Genomic DNA, 17,476 nt, shown 5'->3' with positions numbered 1-17,476 from the left:
CCGGATCGGCAGACGAAACTGACTGTCTTGCGCCAGCGCGGCAACCATCAGGTCAAGGGCGGCCTGCCCTGCTTCTGGTGATGTTCACCTCGGGCGTTCTCGAGGTGGGCGCTATTTGACGCTTACCTTGGGCTGGTGCAGTTGGCCTGATCATTACGTATGGAAGTGACGCGATGCTCGGTCCCGCGGTCACCAGAGCGGTGGCCGGTGCTGCCCCTCTCCAACTCGCAACGAGTTTGGGTCTGCTCGGTAGTGTCCGCTCGCTGGTTCCCATTGCAGGGTCTTTGGCTTCGGCTATGGTGGCAGAGTCACTCGGTTGGCACTCTTTGTTCCTATTGAAAGCCTGCTTGCTATCAGGGGTCAGTGTGCTGCTGCTCAGAGTTCCCATGGGTGGAAGTACAGGCACACTTCAGAGCGGGCCGACGGCCGGTGCTACTAGGCGCATGGACCCTGTTGTGGCTTTGATCGCAGTGGGTGCTGTAGGCTTTTGCGCCCTAGATTTTGCGCCTGCGTTCCTGCCGTACCTGCTCACCAGTAAGTTCACAACCAGCGCAGTGCCGATGGGGATCCTCGATTCCATATACAACTTGGTGTGGGCCGTTGGGGCACTACCCGGGGGGATTCTGGCAGACAGAGTCGGCGCCTACTCAGTCACGGTGGTTGGCTATATGTTAACGGGTTTGTCCCGGCTGGTCTATCCTTTCGCGCCAAGTCTCCCTTTCGTTTACCTCGCAGGCTTTGTGAGCGCGGCGGGGAACTGCCTCGGTTCAAACGCGCCCGCTTTCGCAGTACGGCTGTTGGGTGAACGCAGGTCTGGAGTAGCAGCAGGCTACTTTTCGGCGGCCGTGGAGACCGGAAGCCTAATTGGCATGATGCTTGGCGGGGTGCTCTGGTCTAAGGTGGGTCCCGTGGCTGCATTCATAATCTCGTCGCTCGGATCTGCTTGGGCTATTACCTGTTACACCGTCGCCTGGCTTCGTCACCGCTCTCAGTGTGCACGATCGTGATGGTCGGCGCGGTTCCGGCCTACCCGTGTGCCTCCTCAGGGTGGCGGATAACCACTAAGTAGTTCATGACGCTGCACGCCGCCAGCGGGGATGAAAATCTCGTGCGAATGCGGTAGGCTGGTGGCCAAACAGCAGGACGCAGAAGACCGCGGGGTCTTGGTGCCACGAGCCCGTCACCAAGTTGGGTCTGGATGCCCTGAGGCGGCACCGTCTGTTGCCACCTTTCCAGGGTGAGCACGCGCGGGAGAACCGCGGGAAAGAGGGGGTACTCCGCCGGGGTTTGGGAGGCGCAGAGGATGCAGGTGGAGTACGAGCGGTGCCCTACTAATTCCTGGGATACTCGAGTTAGCGTTCATTGTCCGACGGCGCGGCCCCTGCGGTGGGGGGACAAAGTGGTGGCGGCGCGCTTGAAGGCCGCCGCTTCGGGTCGCATAACGTTGGGGCATGGGCTCTTGCCCGGCTCGGGGCGGGCCGGGTGGGTTTGTGGTGCGCTCCCGCAAGTCGTGTTCGTGCCCCGGGGCGCGTGACTGGTCTGCCGGGGCCCGCGACGAGTGCGGCGTCATGGCCGATCGGATGGCGGTCGGCGCCAGGACGCGGGGCTGCACTCCGGGGGCTTTCTCTTGGGTGACCTGCTTTCTGCCGGGTCCGTATACTGTTAGCGGCCCGACAGGAGGTGCCCGAGTTGGCGGTGCCCGTACCCCGCAATGCCGACGAAGTGCTCGAATGGGTTCGGCAGGGTGTGGTCTCGGCGCCGGAGGCCCTGGATTTGCTCAGCCGCCTGTGGGACGGGGGCGGAGGTGAGGGGTCGCTGGGCCCCCGGGCGGTGTCGCCCCCGCCGGAATACGGGGGTCTCCCTACACGGGCGGGATCGCCTGCCATGTGGAGGGGAGCGGGTCCGCGGACGGCGGTCCCGGCAGGGCGCCCCGGGGCACCGGATGCTTGGCCGGGACCGGCGGGAGGGAGCGCGGAGAAACCGGCGGGCGATACCCGCTCCCTCGAGGCTGTCTGGCGTGAACTGGACTCCCTGGTGGGGCTCAGAGACATCAAGGAACTGATCCGGGAGATTCACGCCTTCGCCGAGATCCAGAAGCGGCGGCAGCAGGAGCACCTGGCCGCGGAGCCGCCCGTCCTGCATATGATCTTCCGGGGCAACCCGGGCACCGGGAAGACCACGGTGGCCCGCATCCTGGCCCGCATGTTCAAAGAGATGGGCATCCTCAGCAAGGGCCACCTGGTGGAGGTGGAGCGGGCGGACCTGGTGGGGGAGTACATCGGCCACACCGCCCAGAAAACCCGGGAGCAGATCAAACGTGCCCTGGGAGGTGTTCTCTTTGTGGACGAGGCCTACTCCCTGGCCCGGGGTGGGGAGAAGGACTTCGGTAAAGAGTCCGTTGACGTGCTTGTAAAGGCGATGGAGGATCATCGTGACAACCTGATCGTCATACTGGCCGGCTACCGCCACGAGATGGACCACTTCCTGCGCACCAACCCGGGGCTCAGGTCGCGGTTCCCCATCCACATGGATTTTCCCGATTACTCACTGGACGAACTGGTGGCCATCGCGGAGCAGATGGTGAGGCAGCGCCAGTACACCTTCAGCCCTGCGGCCCGGGCACGGCTGGAGCGCATCCTGGCCGGGCGACTGCAGAGAGGGGAGGGAGCTACCGGTAACGCCCGGCTGGTGCGCAACCTGGTGGAGAAGGCTATCCGCAGACAGGCAGTACGCCTGGTGACGGCCGGACGCTTTTCACGTGGCGACCTCGTCCTGCTCACGGAGCAGGATCTGGGGGATGAATGACGGTGGAATGCATGCTCGTGGGTAGGCCCGGCAGCGGCAGGAGTTCCCTTCTGACTGCCCTGCTGCGCTCGTGGGGGTGCCGCAGCCTGCCCGTGACCACCTGGTTTCCCGGCGGGTCGCCATCGCGCTGGCGCGTGCGCCTCCCCGAAGAGGAACGGAAGGTTCACAGGCTGCGGCCCGCGGGGGGATTCCTCGCGATAGAGGTCGCCGCGGCGACGCTGGGCTTGCCCGGCCGTCGCTGGACGTTTGTCGAAACTCCCGGGATGGATGAAGAGGTGCCGGATGACCAGACCGTGCGCGAGGGGGTGGCAGAAGCCCTGGGAAGAATACTGGCTACAGACATGGTCGTTCATGTCGTGGACGGGGCAGCCACTGGAGAGCGGGGGCGGGTGTATGCCGCCGACATCGCTCTGTGGCGTTTGGCCCGGCTCCGGCCACGGTATCTCCTGGTGGTGTCCAGGATGGATTGTGCTTCTTCCCTGGCGGGCCTGGCCCTGGTGAGACAGATGTACCCGGAGATCGCGCTGGTGGCATCGTCTGCCTGGACAGGGCAGGGCATCCGCCGGTTGCGCAGGCTGCTCGCCGGCCGGGCTTAAGGCACCCGTTCTGCCGCAACGCTGCATGCACGATATCCAGGTGCTGGAGGAGAAGCCTGGCGTTCGCCCGGGCGTGGTATAATGGTGGCGGGAGCAGAGGAGGTGCCAGAACATAGGTAGAAGCGCCGAAAGGACGCTGGAACTTGTCAAGGCGCTCCGCAAGAGGAGCCTGCAGCCGGGCAGGGTAGTCGAGGACGAGTGGGCCCAGGACCTGGCGCGCCTGGTGGCGCGGGACAGGCAGGACTGGGCCGCCTTTTTTGACCGGCGTGGCCATCAGGTGGCTCTGGTTCGGGGAGGAGCAGCCTTTGCTCAGTGGGAACCACCCGTACGGAGGGGGTTGTGCGGAGTCCGCTGCATCCGGGCCAAGGCCGGGGGTACTCTGGGCCGGGAACTGGTACTGGCCCAGGCCTGGCGTCTTGACTCCCTGGCCGTGGTGCAGGTCAAGAACGGCCGTCCGACCGGGGTGGTGGTGGCATACCCGCGGGCGGACGATACATCATCCCCTGTTTACCAGGTAGTAGGACCCCTTTCCGTCGAGGAGGCCGCGCTCCTGGACATTACTTCCGAGGTGGAACGGGCTCACCGCATGCTCGACCACGCACGGGCGGGAGGGCGTACGGACCGGGTGCTGGTGGTCTCCCTGCACCTGGGCGACGAGCCGCCCTGGCGGGCGCAGGACGTGGCCGGCGAGATGGTGCTGCTCGCGCGGAGCGCCGGAGCCGGAGCCGTGCATTCCGTGGTCGTTAGCATCCGAGAACCAGACGCGGCAACCCTGGTGGGCAGGGGGAAGGCGCAGGAAATCGAGGCTGCCCGGCGGGAGGCGGGAGCCGACCTCGTGGTCTTTTCCCACGAACTGGCGCCAGCCCAGGCCCGCAACCTGGAAGGAATCATAGGCGGGCGAGTACTGGATCGCACCCAGCTGATCCTGGACATCTTCGCCCAGCGAGCCCGTACCCGGGAGGGCAAGCTGCAGGTGGAACTGGCCCAGCTCAATTACCTGCTTCCCCGCCTGGTACGGGCGCGGCCGGAACTGGACCGTCTGGGGGGCGGCATCGGCACGCGGGGACCGGGAGAAACCCGGCTCGAAGTCGACCGCCGGCGGGTGAGGGAGCGCATTCACCAGCTCGAGCGGGAAATCGCAGAGGTGCGCCGCACCCGCACGCTGCAGAGGAGCGAAAGAAAGTCTGTCCCTTACCCGCTGGTGGCCCTGGTGGGATACACCAATGCGGGCAAATCTACCCTGCTGAACGCCCTGACCGGGGCTTCTGTGCTCACCGAGGACCGCCTGTTTGCCACCCTGGACCCTACCACCCGCATCCTGGTCCTTCCTTCGGGACAGCGCGTCTTGATCTCGGACACCGTCGGTTTCATACGTGACCTTCCCCACCACCTGGTAGCAGCGTTCCGGGCCACCCTGGAAGAAGTCGTCGAAGCAGACGTGCTGTTGCACGTCGTGGACGCGGCTCACCCGGCCCGCGAGGAACAGGTACGGGCGGTGGAGGATGTGCTCCGCGAGCTGGGTGCCGACCGCACGCCAAGGCTGACGGTGTTCAACAAGGTGGACCTCCTCCCCCCGGGGGAAGGGCAGGGGTGGAACGGCAACTCGGAGTGCGCGGCTGTTTCGGCCCTCACCGGGCAAGGGTTGCACCTCCTGCTGGAGAAGCTGGACACCTTCTTCCGGCACGAACGGAACGTCCTCGACCTCTCCCTGGGATACGATGAGGGATGGGTCCTTTCGTGGATTCATCAGGCCGGTCGGGTGGCAGGGGTGGAATATACGCCGGAGAAGATACACGTGCGGGCAGAACTGGACAGGGTACGGGCGGCCCGCCTGATGAGGATGCTGGAAAGGGAAAGGTCATTCGCAGGAGCGGCTGCCGCCCCCGCGGAGGGAGTGCATAACGCATGAGTCCCAGGAGCAGGTGAGGCGAAGTATGAGTGTGCTGGCATCGTCTTTCTGGCAGGCTGCAGAGTCGGCCTTTTCTGTGGATCCTGACCTGGTGGCCCTGGCGAGGGAGGCCTGGGAAGGGAGCAGGCAGGAACGGGAAAAATACCAGGCACGGGCTGCCCTCAACCAGGTGCGGGTGACGCTTGCTCTGGCTCGTTCGGGGCTGGACGAGCCGGGCCTGGCTGGCTCCTGGGGCTATGGGTACGGGGACCGGGGGCGGGAGAGCCTGGAGCGGGCCTGGAGCGAGGTCTTTTCGGCGGAGGCCGCGCTGGTGCGGCCACAGATCGCCACCGGGACCCAGGCACTGGCCCTCTGCCTCCAGGCGCTGCTGCGGCCCGGTGATGAGGTGCTCACCTGGCCCGGCCACGCCTACGACACCATGTGGGGAGTACTAGGGGATCTGGCCGAGTGGGGGGTAGGAGCACGCGCCGTCGCGGTCGATCCCCATGACGATATCCGGGGATGGCTGGACGCACTGGGGGATGCTGTGGTGCCGCGCACCCGCCTGGTCCTGATACAGAGGTCGCGGGGATACTCCCTGCGCCGTGCACTCACGGTGGGGGAAATAGGGCGGGCGGTGGAGGTGGTGCGCAGCCATTCTCGCCGTGCCCTGGTGCTCGTGGATAACTGCTACGGCGAGTTCGTGGAAGAAACCGAACCCTGCGCGGTGGGTGCTGACCTGTGCGCGGGTTCTCTCATCAAGAACCCGGGGGGAGGACTGGCCCCCACGGGCGGATACATAGTGGGAAGGGTCGATCTGGTGGCGCGGGTGGCAGCAAGGCTGTATGCACCCGGGCAGGGCGGGGAAGTGGGGCCCACGGGGAGCTGGTTGCGCCTGGCTGCCCAGGGGTTCTTCTGGGCCCCCCACGCCGTGGGGCAGGCGCTGGGCACGGCGGTTTTCGCGGCTCATTTCTTCGCCAGGCTGGGCCTGGAGGTGTCGCCGGCGGCAGGGGAGGAGCGGGGGGATATCGTACAGTCGGTGGTGCTGGGGACTCCAGCTCGCCTGCGTTTCTTCTGCCGGGGGTTACAGCAGGCCGGTCCGGTGGACGCCCACGCCCGCCCGGAACCCGGGGAGATGCCGGGTTACCGGGACCGGGTTATCATGGCGGGAGGCACGTTTGTCCCGGGTGCGTCCCTGGAACTGGGGGCCGACGCCCCCTTGCGACCGCCTTACGCCGCCTATCTGCAGGGTGGCACCGTCACCGCCCACGGTGTGCTGGGATGCATGCTGGCCGCCGCCCGGCTGCGTAAAGACCACCGGGAGGATGCGGTATGAGTGCGCAGCGGCGTGACGAGTCCCTGGTGCACGGGATCGCGGTGCTCGGCGTCGCCGGCTTTGTGGCCAAGCTCCTGGGGGCGGTGTACCGCATCCCGCTCACCCGACTCATCGGGGCAGAAGGCGTGGGCATTTACCAGCTCGCCTATCCCGTCTACGTCACGGTGCTTTTCCTTGCCCGGGCGGGCATCCCGGTGGCGGTGTCCAAACTGGTGGCAGAGTACCACGCCCTGGGAAAGGACTCCCATGCGCGCCGGGTGTTCTGGCTGAGTTTGTTCTTGCTGGTCGCAAGCGGCCTGTTCTTTACCTTAGGCCTGGGGCTGGGGTCGCGAGTGGTGGCCCGCTGGCTGGGGGACCCACGGGCGGCACTGGCGTTGGCCGCCGTGGCCCCGGCCATCCTTCTGGTGGCCGCCGGGTCGGCGTTCCGCGGCTACTTCCAGGGCCTGCGCCTCATGACTCCCAGTGCCATAGCCGATGTGGCCGAACAATTCGTCCGGGTGGTGGTAATCCTGGTACTGGCCTGGGTGCTGGCTCCCCGCGGGGTCGAGGTCGCAGCAGCGGGGGCAGCCGGGGGGGCCGTAGCCGGGAGCCTCATCTCCCTCGCATACGTGGCGGGTCTCTACCTTCGCGGCGGGAGGCGCCTTCTTCGTGCCGAGCCGCCGCCCCGCGGGCAGGACGCGCTGCTGGCCCGGAGGGTGCTGGCCCTTGGTATACCCGTGGCCGCGGCATCCCTGGCCCTACCCCTGATGGGCTTCCTGGACGCGGTCATCGTGCAGAACCGCCTGCGGGTGGCGGGGTTTTCCCTGCGGGAGGCCACCACCATGTACGGGCGCCTCACCGGACTGGCCATGACCCTGGTGAACCTGCCCGCGGTGCTGGCGACCGCCATCGCGGCCAACATGGTGCCCTGGATCTCCCAGGCTCACGCCACCGGCAACCGGCGGGAACTGGGCCGTCGTGCTTCGCTGGGGGTGCGCGCGTGCTGCCTGTTTTCTGTACCGGCGGCAGCAGGTCTACTCGTCCTGGCTACACCCATCACGGATCTGCTCTACGCTGATGCGGAGGCGGGGCCGGTGCTGGCCTGGGTGTCGCTGGCCGTGGTGTTCCTCAACCTTTACCTGGTAACCACTTCGATCCTGCAGGGCATGGGATTGCCCGCGCTGCCCATATACCATATAGCGGCGGGGGGACTCGCCAAGGTCATCACGTCGTATACGCTGACCGCCATCCCGGCCTGGAATGTACGCGGGGCCGCCCTGGGGTCGGTGCTGGCGTACCTGGTGGCAGCGCTGCTCAACCTGCGCGCGGTGATGGTGCGGACACAACTGGCCCCCGACTGGCGGAGGTGGGTGGCGATCCCGGCGGGAGCCTCCCTGATCATGGTCCCCGTGGCCTTGCTCGTCCACAGGTATTGGCCGTGGGGCCGACACCCGGGGACCCTCGTTGCCATCGCTGTGGCTGCCCTCGTGTACGGTGTGGTGGTCCTGCTGGCGGGCGGAGTAAAGAAGGAAGAAATCGTGTCCCTGCCCGGTGGGGGAAAGCTACTCGGCCTGGCCGGCCGGCTCCGACTGCCCATCCGCTGAGTAGGGGCCTGGCCAGGGCTGAGAAGAGGTGCGCAAGCGGTGGAGGAAGTTGAAGTGCAGCAGGCGAGAGAGGCCCAAGTGCCCGCAACCGGGGCCAATGCCGCCACGCGAGGCGCCGCGGCCACAATACGAGGCGGCGCGGCAGCTACCCCTGGGGCCGAGGGTACTGTACAGGGGGCTGAGGCTCCGGGAATGGTCGTCTCGGATACATGCGTGGAGGTAGGGGGGAGGCGCTACCGTCGCCTTCTCGTGCGTACCCATGTCATCGGCGCGGGGGAAGACGTCCCCGCCCTCATGAAAAGGTACCTGGGGCCGCACGTGCGGCCCGGCGACATCGTCTTTATCGGACAGAAAGCCGCTGCGGCTGCCCAGGGCCGTGCCTACCCGGTGGACCAGATCCGACCCCGGCCCCTGGCTCGCTTCCTCTGCCGGTTTGTGCGCAAAGTGGGGTATGGGATTGGCCTTGGCATCCCCGAGACCATGGAGATGGCCATCCGGGAAGTAGGAGTGTGGCGTATCCTGCTCGCAGCAGTGGTGGGGGCCATCGGCCGCTTGCTGGGGCGACGGGGGGATTTCTACCGGGTGGCGGGCCGGTCTGTGGCCGCCATAGACGGCCCCACGCCTTACACGTTACCCCCGTACAACCGTTACGTTGTGCTGGCACCCCGGGACCCCAACGGCCTGGCCAGGCAGATTGCCTCTGCCTTTGCCCCCATCCGGGTGGCTGCGGCCGTGGTGGATGCCAACGACATCGGGTGCAACGTCCTTGGCGCCACCCCCGGGCTGGACCGGGTTCTGCTGGTGAGCGTCATGCGAGACAATCCCATGGGACAGGGTGTACAGCGCACCCCGCTGGGCATCATCAGAGCAGCCAGCTAACCGCAGTGGAACCGTTACCGGACCGCCAAGGGCAGGCGGTCGGACAGCCTGGACGGACAGCTTACTCGGGCCGGGTACAGGGAGCGGCCAGGCGGGCGGACGCGTCAGATACGACGGTACAGGCCGATTACTTTGCCCAGTATCTTTACATCCCTGGTGTAAATGGGTTGCATGGCCGGGTTCTCGGGTTGCAGCCTCACGCCGTCCTGGTCCTTGAAGAAACGCTTCACGGTTGCTTCTTCGCCCACGAGCGCCACCACGATGTCACCATTGTCGGCCGACTCCTGCTGCCTCACCACTACCCGGTCCCCGTCCAGGATGCCCGCACCGGTCATGCTGTCTCCGCGCACCGTGAGTACAAACACGTTCCCATCTGCGCCCCCTGTTAGCTCCCAGGGTAGCGGGACGTATTCCTCTATGTTCTCCACTGCCAGAATGGGCTCACCAGCCGTTACCCGACCGACCAGGGGCACCATGGCGACCTTGCCCCGGTAGCGAGTGCCGCCCGGCCCCAGGACCTCGAGGGCGCGGGAGGTCATGCGGCCGCGCCTGATGAGACCCTGCTTCTCAAGGCGGTCAAGCTGGGTGTGCACCGACGCCGGCGACTTGAGTCCCACCGCGCGTGCGATCTCCCTCACGGACGGTGGATATCCGCGCTCCTCGAGTGATTGCTGGATGAACTCCAGGATGCGCTGCTGCCGCTCGCTGAGTTGCTGCCTGTCCCTCGGCATCCCGATTCCTCCCCCCGTACAGGGATTCATGCCTGGCCTATTGTACCATGTCCTGTTACCGCGCGTAAACATCCATTCGAAGTCTCCACCCGGTTGATACGTAACTACATCCGTCCGGGGACCCAACAATCTTGCTACAGCCCCGGCCAGGCCGATTTGCTGGAGCTCCGTGCCGGGTGAGGCGCAACATTGCCCTGGGCCCAGGGAGGTGGCCTTGCCGGCAAGTCCAACGGGCGGCGCGTGTGGGAGGCGATCAGGGAGGCGAAAGATCGGGGTCGACGGTTCTCCTCACCACCCAGGCCATGGATGAGGTAGAGGAGTTGGCCGATGAAGTGTGCTTCCTGCGGACTTCCTTATTCATTTTTTGCTTTAGCCGCTGCTCGGGAAAGAAAATGCTGTTCATTGACAATAAAGCGTACGTGGGTACCACGGCCAATCAGCTCTTTGTCGTCGTACGCCTCTACCCGGAAGACCAGCCTCTTGCCGTCAATTTCTAATAGCTCCGAGCGGGCGGTAACTTTCATCCCTACAGGGGTGGCCGCCAGGTGCTCTACGTCCACCCGGATCCCGACAGTTATGTGGCCGGGTTCCAGCAGGGGGTCTACAGAAGAAAGGGCTGCGTTTTCCATCAGGCCAATCATAGCTGGAGTGGCAAAAACCCTTGCCCCCCCGCTGCCGTAGGCAATGGCAGTATTTTCTTCCCCAACCGTGGTTGAAGCTTCCCCCCGCAAGCCTAGTTTCAACGCCGCAGACATGTTTTTCACCCCCCGGTGTATTCTTCGTTTAAGGCAGTCACTACAGCCTTATTACACGAGCCAATATCGGAAGCCGAAAAACACCGATGGCGTACAGGTAGAAGCAGTGGCCTCCGATGGAAGGGGGCCCAGAAAGGAGCCGCAAAAGCCGCAGGTAGTGTACCACGCCACCGCAGCGGACGGCAATACGGGGTCCGGTGACCGCGCGTGCTTGGGCTTGCACCCCCTGTTGTTGTGGGCCAGGGCTGCTGCGCCGTTTACTTTCATTCCTCCGCCTTGAGGCGCTTAACCTGGCGTTCGCTGAGGCCAAGGAGCTGGGCTGCGAGCGATGGTGAGCTTACCCTGGAGCGCCTGTTCCATCACGTAGAGCCTTCTCGATTCCTTCCCGTTCAAAAAAGTGTCTCCTCTAACAGCACACGGGTGGGGGAGGGCCTTGCGGAGTCCGGGGCGGCGTGCTAAAATCCCAGCCGGTGGAATCAGACCCGATGGGTCGGGAACCCAGGCACGCCATGCCAATCGGTAACTGACGTTCGCGGCCAGGCGACCATCCGTGACGAGAGGGTTGTCTCTTCATCGTGGTGTTTCAGTGGCAGGAATGCCTGCCGGTCGGTGCGGTGGAGTGAGCGCGGATGCGAGCGTCGGTGGAGTCTGTCTTGGTGGGGGGCAGGCGGAACCTCTCTTGTCGTCTGATGGCCCTGGGGTTTGAAGGAAGATGGCGTAGCCGGCGTGCCGGAAAGGGGCCGTCGTGAGCCTCGCGCGAAGAGGACCTGCTTTTTGTCCGGTTCCACATTTCAGCTGCTTTTTGAGCAACTTAGCGCAATCCTCGGGAGAGTTGGGGATCTCGAACTCGGCATGGGTTACTTGCCGTCCCTGATGCGCTCGGTGATCGACGCACAAGGGTAGTTACGCCTCCCCAGGTAAGAGCTGGAGAGCTGCCTGTCAGGGCGGTAGTCTGTATTCTGGTACATCACTGTGCTGCAACTTCACTTGCAGTGCAGCATCGCTTTCTTTTCCCTGGATCACCACCCCAGAGCCGAAATTGAATCCCCTCGTTTGAAGCCTAACTTAGGAGGGGGTAGTGATGCGGCGCAAGATCGTGCTGGCCCTGGTGCTGTTCCTGGTCCTGGCCCTGGTGGCTGCTGGTACCGGCGCCTGGTGGGTGTACCGGCGGGGTGTTCCCGCTCTGGCCAGTGAACGAACTGCCGGTGTCCATGCAGTGGTGGAGATTTACCGTGACGACTACGGCATCCCCCACATATTCGCCCAAACCGAGGAAGATCTCTTTTACGCCCAGGGTTACGTCATGGCCCAGGACCGCCTCTGGCAAATGGACCTGACCAGACGCGCCGTGAGCGGCCGGCTGGCCGAGATCTTTGGCCCGGATTTCGTGGCCGCCGACCAGTTCCTGCGAACCATCGGCTTCATGAGGACGGCCCGAGAGTCCGAGGCATTCCTGACTCCCGAAGCCAGGCAGGCCCTGGAGGCGTTTGCGCGCGGGATAAACGATTACATCGCCGGGCACAGGCGCAATTTGCCCATTGAGTTCACCATCCTCGGTTACCGGCCCGACCCCTGGACGGTGGCCGACTCCCTGGCCATTGGTAAGTACATGGCCTGGGAACTGGGCGGCAACATGCAGACCGAACTCTTCCTGTTGGCCCTGGTAGACAAAGTGGGGCCCGAAAGGGCACGCACCCTTTTTCCCGCAGCTTCCCCCGAGGACCTGACCATCATCCAGAGCGCCGGTACGCCGGTTGCAGGCCCGTGGTGGGCCCTGGTGCAGCTCCTGGAACTGGCGGACCAGGGCCGCGTTCTGGGCATATCGGGGGAAGACCTCGGCAGTAACAACTGGGTGGTTGGGGGGCAGATGACCGCTTCCGGCCGCCCCATGCTGGCCAACGACATGCACCTGGCAATGGGAGCGCCGTCCATCTGGTATCAGAACCACCTGGTAGTGCCCGGACGCCTGAATGTCACGGGCGTCATGTTTCCCGGAGTGCCGGGGGTCATCGTCGGTCACAACGAACGGGTCGCCTGGGGGGTCACCAACGTTGGCCCCGACGTTCAGGATCTGTACGTGGAAAGGCCCAATCCGGCGAACCCCTATCAATTCGAATACAACGGCCGGTGGGAAAACGCGAGGGTCATAAGGGAAGAGATTCGTGTCAAGGGACAGAAAGAACCGGTGGTCAAAGAGGTGGTCATCACCCGGCACGGTCCCGTCATCTCGGACGTGGTCACGGGTGTAACCCAGCCGCTCAGCCTGCGCTGGACGGCTTACGAACATACCGGGGAGTTCGAAGCCGTGCTGGGCTTCATGCGTGCCCGGAACTGGGATGACTTCAAAAAGGCTCTGGAACACTTCATGGCTCCCGCCCAGAACTTCGTCTTTGCCGATATCGACGGCACCATCGCCTACCGGGCCAACGGTCTCTTTCCCGTCCGCAACAAGGGCGAGGGGCTGCTACCGGTGCCCGGATGGACGGACGAATATGAATGGAAGGGTTGGATACCGTGGGACGAGGTGCCCCAGGTGCTGAATCCGCCGGAGGGATTCATCGTCACCGCCAACAACAGGGTGGTTGGCGACGACTACCCGTATTTCCTCAGCCATCAGTGGGCCCTTCCCTATCGCGCCATGAGCATCCGGCAGGAGCTCGAGGGCAAGAAGGGGCTGACTCTGGCCGATATGGAAAAGATTCAGACCGACTGGAAGAACCTCCAGGCGGCCATCCTTTATCCAATTATTGGGCGGGCTCTGGAAGGGGGGCAATGGTCCCCCGAGGAAAACCGGGCCCGGCAGGTGCTGGCCCGCTGGTCCGCTGATCCTCGCGATGTACCCGGTGCAGCCGGACCGGCTATCTTTCACACCCTCTATCTGAAAATGCTCTGGCGCACCTTCCACGACGAGCTGGGAGAACTCTACCCCCGCTTCCTGCAACATGGCTCCGCCATGAATGTTTTCGATACCTTGCTGCGGAGGGATTCGCCCTGGTTTGACGACGTGACCACCCCCGAGAAGGAGACCAGGGACGAGATCATCCGCCTGGCCTTTCGCGATACGGTGACCGAACTGGCCGGCAAGCTCGGGAAGGACCCGGATAAGTGGGAGTGGGGGCGCCTCCACGCCATCACCTTCGCCCACCCCCTGGGCAAGGTCAAACCGCTTGACCGGCTCTTCAATCGCGGGCCCTTCCCGTACGGAGGCAGCAAGATCACGGCTGGGGCCGCCTCCTACAGCCTGACCGATCCCTTCGCCGTGAACGTAGCTGCTCCCTGGCGCTACGCCGTGGACCTGGGTGACCTAGACCACGGGCGCGACGTGCTGGCCATAGGCGTCTCCGGACAGCCCGCCAGTCCCCACTATCAGGACCAGATGGAGCTGTGGCTCACCGGACGCTACAAGACGATGTGGTTCGACGAGAAGGAAATCCGGGCCCGCTTTGCCCGAAACAAGACCATACTCAGGCCGGCCAGCAGCGTGCGCTGACCCCCGGGCGAGTGCGGTAACGATAAGGTGCAGGGGCCGGAACAGCGGCGCGTTACGCCCCCGGCGGCCATGAAGGGATGCCGGTTGACGCGGTGGGTGATACGCCAAGTTTCCTCGTCCGTGAGGGTCCACGGAGTCCTGATACCGGTGTAGGGTGTCTGCGGTCCGGGCCAGCTGCACGGTGGCTTGGTTCGGTGCTGCACGATTGTGACGTCCGATAATATACATTATGTAAATAGCAAGACTGCGCAGGGACTGCAGGCACCCGGTAGCCTGTTTCTGCCGTCCGGGTGGCGACCACAAGGGAACACGGGCGCGCCCGCTGCCGAGCCAGCGGTTCCCGGCCCGGTGCCGCCTGGCCTAAGAGAGGTTCGTAGATTGGGGCCCCGATGCGCCCGTCAATGGTGTCTACAGGCTGCCGTCCACTCTGAGAACAGAGATCGTGCAAAACACGGACGCGGGCTGCAGTAGAGCGCACCGCGGCGTACGCACTTCTCCAGGACAGCGATCATTGATTCTCATTGCCCGGCGGTGTTGTAGGGGCCAGCCCACCCGCACTGCAACAGGCGCAACCTCTCCACTGGCAGCAGCGAACAGGCGTGCGGCAGCGCTCAAGCAGATTCTGCCGATCGGGTAGCTGCGTAAGCCATTTCCAGGGCACGGCGGGCATCTTCCAGAGTCACCGCGGGCTGCCGTCCGGATTCGATCAGGCAGGCGGCCACGTCCTCCAACCCGGCCCGGATGGCTTGCCGGTACACGGCAGTCCGGTCAGGGTTCTCCACGAGCAGGCGGGCCCGGTAGCGCAGGGGCCTGCCACCCGTGCCTTCCGGAGCGTCTTGGCCTCCCCAGGCCGGGTCCCGGTCGGGTTGCGGCTGGTCGAGGGCGTCCAGGGCACACCCCAACCGCCACTTTAGCCATTGAGCCTCCTGGTCGGTGACGAGGACCTCCCCCCGGATTGCGGTCGGGATCCACCCCTCCACGTCCAGGAAGCCCCGGTGCAGTACCAGGTGCCAGGAAGCGCGCTCGAACCTCTCCACGGTGGTAAATGAGTGGTAGTAGGTGGCCAGCACGGGCGAGGCAGAAGCCCCGTGCAGGCAGGTGCACAGCACCCGGTCTACAGGAGCGTCCTTCCACCTGGTGCGGCGGAGGCCGAGGGCTCCTTTCACCTCCCCTACGCCAAACCACCAGTTGGCCAGATCGAAAAAGTGGACGCCGTGTTCCACGAAGATGCCGCCGGACAGGACCGGGTTCCAGAACCAGTGCCCCTCGGGAAGCCGCTCGTCGTGGGCCACATTCTCCAGAACCACCCGCTCGGCGGGACCCACGACCCCGCTGTTCACGATGCGGGAAACCAATGTTGCCAGAGGCGTACGGCGCAGGACGAAATCCACGGAAGCAGGAGCTCCGCTACTCTCCGCCAGCGCACCCAGCTCTTCCATTTCCCCGGGGCGGATGGCTCCCGGCTTTTCAAGGAAGACCCCCTTGCGGTGCTCAAGCGCCACCCTTGCCAGGGGATAGTGAAGGTAAGGGGGCGCCAGGATCCAGACCAAGTCCACCCCGGGATCCTGGCAAACCTTTGCCCCCTCCTCATACAGGCGCACGTCTGCTCGTTGCTGGGGGCTTACAGGGTCGTTCGTGCGGGAGGTAGGGGCATCATTCCCGAGATCGGGCGTTGAGACGGCCTGGTGCCAGACGCGGGCTGCTTCCAGGCGGCACTCCTCGCGGGGGTCGGCCAGGGCTACCAGGGTCACCAGGGGTGAGCCGGCAACCGCCTGCAGGGCGAACCGGCCAAAAGCCCCGCACCCCACCACACCCAGCCGGACCGGTGCACGGACAGGTGCGCTCACACATGCACCTCCCGTCTGGCATAGTGAGCGTAGCGTGTGGGGTCCGTCACGCGGCGTCGGGCCCAGCGGTAGATTTCGAGATGACGGCGGGCCACCCGGTCCCAGGCGGTGACCCGCGCCACGTAGTTCCGGGCGGACCGTGCGAGCTGACGCCGGAGGCTCCTATCGCGCACCAGGCGCATTACGGCCTGCTCTAGCTCCTCGTCGTCGCGCACCAGCAATCCCGCCCGGCTGGCTTCCACCGAGGACTTGAGGCCCTCCAGGGCCGCCACTACCACGGGAAGACCCACCTGATAGGCGTGAGCCAGGTTGCCCGACTGGGTAGCGTATGTATAGGGCAGGACCATCAGGTCGAACGCGGAGAGGATAGCCAGGTAACGATCCGGGGAGAAGGTGCCCAGCACCACGCGGATGGAATCCGCAGCGGGAGAGTGCCGGGCCAGGGCGAGGTATTCTTCCCGCGCGCGGGGACCGGTGGGGCTGCCCGGACGTGCTTCCCCTGCTAGCACCAGCACTGCCTCCGGGCAGGCTTTCTTGACGCGGGGCCACATGCGCAGCACGCGGTCGAATCCCTTGTTGGGCTCGAACCACCCCATCATGCCCACCACCACGGCATCTCCCAGTCCCAGTTCGTCCCTCACCTCTTGCCGGGCGGAAGCGGGTGGTCGCTCTCTCCCTGCCCCGTGAGGGCACACGAACACGTTGGCAGGCACCCGTCCCAGGTTGTAGGGAAGGTGGGTCTTCTGGATGGGCTCGTGGACGATGTTGGCCGTGGCCAGGGCCATCATGTGATCGTAGTAAAGCGCCTCCGCGTGGGTGAGATGCGTGAATACCGAGTGGTAGGTGACCACCACCGGGCGGCGTCTCACCTGCCACCGGAACAGGGGGACAGCCAGCCGGAAGGCATCCTCGGGAGCAAAGCTGAACTCGCCCGTGGGAAGGGGGGTGGCGAACAGGCCGAACTCATGCTGGATGTGGATCACTTCGGCGTCGAGTTCCTCTACCGCTTCCTCCAGCTTCTCGGGCCAGGCGGGGTCGGCCTGGTCTATGACCGCCCGGACGCCCCGGACGGCGGCATCGGTGTGGGCGACCACGGAAACGCGCATGCCCGCCTCTTCCAGGGCGGCGCACAACTCGGCCGAGTAGATGGCGATACCGCACCAGCGCGGTGCCCACGAGGTGACCATGGCCACGTGCAGCGCCATCCCACCTACCCCTCCCCAATCAGGCCGGCGTTGACTATGGGAAGCTTATCCGCATGCCCCCCGTCCTCATGCGTCAGCCGCCCGAGGCAGGAGCGATGAGGAGTAGCTCGTCGCTGTCGTGGACGAGGTCCTCCTTACTGGCGGGTTTGCCGTTCAGGAAGACCTTCATGATGAGCTTCGGGTTGACTCCCAGGCTCTCGATGACCCTGGTCACCGACATGGGTTCCGAGAGGCTAAGCCTGTGTTCGTGCTGGCCACCCGGAAAGAACTCGGCTACATGTCCATGCACCAGGATACGTACCACCATCATCACCACCATAAAAGGGCGCTGCCCGCGAGCAGCGCCCTTCCCAACCTGGTG

At 65.1% G+C, this 17,476-nt stretch carries 14 protein-coding genes; 8 read left to right on the top strand and 6 right to left on the bottom strand.

Annotated features, from left to right (window positions below; genetic code table 11):
* The first annotated feature begins 173 nt into the window (after positions 1 to 173).
* From AB1446_07390 to AB1446_07360, 7 genes are all read left to right on the top strand, one after another.
* Entirely contained in the window at positions 174 to 1,007 is an 834-nt protein-coding gene (locus tag AB1446_07390; GenBank protein ID MEW6546723.1) for an MFS transporter, read from the top strand.
* Between the two features lie 682 nt (positions 1,008 to 1,689).
* On the top strand, positions 1,690 to 2,805 hold the full coding sequence (locus tag AB1446_07385) for an AAA family ATPase (GenBank protein ID MEW6546722.1): 1,116 nt from the start codon (positions 1,690 to 1,692) through the stop codon (positions 2,803 to 2,805).
* Positions 2,802 to 3,401, top strand: coding sequence for a GTPase (locus tag AB1446_07380; protein ID MEW6546721.1), 600 nt, complete (start codon positions 2,802 to 2,804; stop codon positions 3,399 to 3,401). The genes AB1446_07385 and AB1446_07380 overlap by 4 nt, the downstream gene beginning before the upstream one ends.
* A gap of 337 nt (positions 3,402 to 3,738) precedes the next feature.
* Complete coding sequence (hflX, locus tag AB1446_07375; GenBank protein ID MEW6546720.1) at positions 3,739 to 5,310, top strand: GTPase HflX; 1,572 nt, start codon at positions 3,739 to 3,741, stop codon at positions 5,308 to 5,310.
* Between the two features lie 25 nt (positions 5,311 to 5,335).
* Entirely contained in the window at positions 5,336 to 6,625 is a 1,290-nt protein-coding gene (locus AB1446_07370) for a methionine gamma-lyase family protein (GenBank protein ID MEW6546719.1), read from the top strand.
* A complete protein-coding gene (locus AB1446_07365) occupies positions 6,622 to 8,208 on the top strand; it encodes a polysaccharide biosynthesis protein (protein ID MEW6546718.1) in 1,587 nt (528 codons plus the stop codon). The genes AB1446_07370 and AB1446_07365 overlap by 4 nt, the downstream gene beginning before the upstream one ends.
* A gap of 192 nt (positions 8,209 to 8,400) precedes the next feature.
* Positions 8,401 to 9,087, top strand: a complete 687-nt coding sequence (locus tag AB1446_07360; protein MEW6546717.1) for a coenzyme F420-0:L-glutamate ligase — start codon at positions 8,401 to 8,403, stop codon at positions 9,085 to 9,087.
* A gap of 104 nt (positions 9,088 to 9,191) precedes the next feature.
* Here the strand turns inward: AB1446_07360 and lexA are convergent, their stop codons facing one another.
* Both lexA and AB1446_07350 read right to left on the bottom strand, forming a co-directional pair.
* Entirely contained in the window at positions 9,192 to 9,818 is a 627-nt protein-coding gene (gene lexA, locus AB1446_07355) for a transcriptional repressor LexA (GenBank protein MEW6546716.1), read from the bottom strand.
* Between the two features lie 353 nt (positions 9,819 to 10,171).
* Positions 10,172 to 10,573 carry a thioesterase family protein gene (locus AB1446_07350; protein ID MEW6546715.1) on the bottom strand — a complete coding sequence of 134 codons (402 nt, stop codon included), beginning with the start codon at positions 10,571 to 10,573 and terminating at the stop codon, positions 10,172 to 10,174.
* A 1,081-nt stretch (positions 10,574 to 11,654) separates the two neighbouring features.
* Here AB1446_07350 and AB1446_07345 point away from each other — a divergent pair.
* A complete protein-coding gene (locus AB1446_07345) occupies positions 11,655 to 14,063 on the top strand; it encodes a penicillin acylase family protein (protein MEW6546714.1) in 2,409 nt (802 codons plus the stop codon).
* Here the strand turns inward: AB1446_07345 and AB1446_07340 are convergent.
* From AB1446_07340 to AB1446_07325, 4 genes are all read right to left on the bottom strand, one after another.
* Entirely contained in the window at positions 13,973 to 14,266 is a 294-nt protein-coding gene (locus tag AB1446_07340) for an SdpI family protein (protein ID MEW6546713.1), read from the bottom strand. The two genes, AB1446_07345 and AB1446_07340, sit on opposite strands and share 91 nt — an antisense overlap.
* A 408-nt stretch (positions 14,267 to 14,674) precedes the next feature.
* Positions 14,675 to 15,910, bottom strand: coding sequence for a Gfo/Idh/MocA family oxidoreductase (locus AB1446_07335; protein ID MEW6546712.1), 1,236 nt, complete (start codon positions 15,908 to 15,910; stop codon positions 14,675 to 14,677).
* Entirely contained in the window at positions 15,907 to 17,115 is a 1,209-nt protein-coding gene (locus AB1446_07330; protein ID MEW6546711.1) for a glycosyltransferase, read from the bottom strand. Before AB1446_07330 ends, AB1446_07335 begins: the two co-directional genes overlap by 4 nt.
* 73 nt (positions 17,116 to 17,188) lie before the next feature.
* On the bottom strand, positions 17,189 to 17,425 hold the full coding sequence (locus tag AB1446_07325) for a MoaD/ThiS family protein (GenBank protein ID MEW6546710.1): 237 nt from the start codon (positions 17,423 to 17,425) through the stop codon (positions 17,189 to 17,191).
* Positions 17,426 to 17,476 lie beyond the last annotated feature (51 nt).

It is taken from the genome of Bacillota bacterium (assembly GCA_040757085.1).
GTDB lineage: Bacteria > Bacillota > Sulfobacillia > JACIYH01 > JACIYH01 > JACIYH01.
This window is presented reverse-complemented; position numbering and strand designations above follow the sequence as displayed.

Bases quoted from the DNA above. Each gene is read 5' to 3' on its own strand.
- AB1446_07390 (MEW6546723.1), top strand. From the start codon at position 174: ATGCTCGGTCCCGCGGTCACCAGAGCGGTGGCCGGTGCTGCCCCTCTC.
- AB1446_07380 (MEW6546721.1), top strand. From the start codon at position 2,802: ATGACGGTGGAATGCATGCTCGTGGGTAGGCCCGGCAGCGGCAGGAGT.
- AB1446_07370 (MEW6546719.1), top strand. From the start codon at position 5,336: ATGAGTGTGCTGGCATCGTCTTTCTGGCAGGCTGCAGAGTCGGCCTTT.
- AB1446_07365 (MEW6546718.1), top strand. From the start codon at position 6,622: ATGAGTGCGCAGCGGCGTGACGAGTCCCTGGTGCACGGGATCGCGGTG.
- AB1446_07360 (MEW6546717.1), top strand. From the start codon at position 8,401: ATGGTCGTCTCGGATACATGCGTGGAGGTAGGGGGGAGGCGCTACCGT.
- lexA (MEW6546716.1), bottom strand. From the start codon at position 9,818: ATGCCGAGGGACAGGCAGCAACTCAGCGAGCGGCAGCAGCGCATCCTG.
- AB1446_07350 (MEW6546715.1), bottom strand. From the start codon at position 10,573: ATGTCTGCGGCGTTGAAACTAGGCTTGCGGGGGGAAGCTTCAACCACG.
- AB1446_07345 (MEW6546714.1), top strand. From the start codon at position 11,655: ATGCGGCGCAAGATCGTGCTGGCCCTGGTGCTGTTCCTGGTCCTGGCC.
- AB1446_07330 (MEW6546711.1), bottom strand. From the start codon at position 17,115: ATGGCGCTGCACGTGGCCATGGTCACCTCGTGGGCACCGCGCTGGTGC.
- AB1446_07325 (MEW6546710.1), bottom strand. From the start codon at position 17,425: ATGATGGTGGTACGTATCCTGGTGCATGGACATGTAGCCGAGTTCTTT.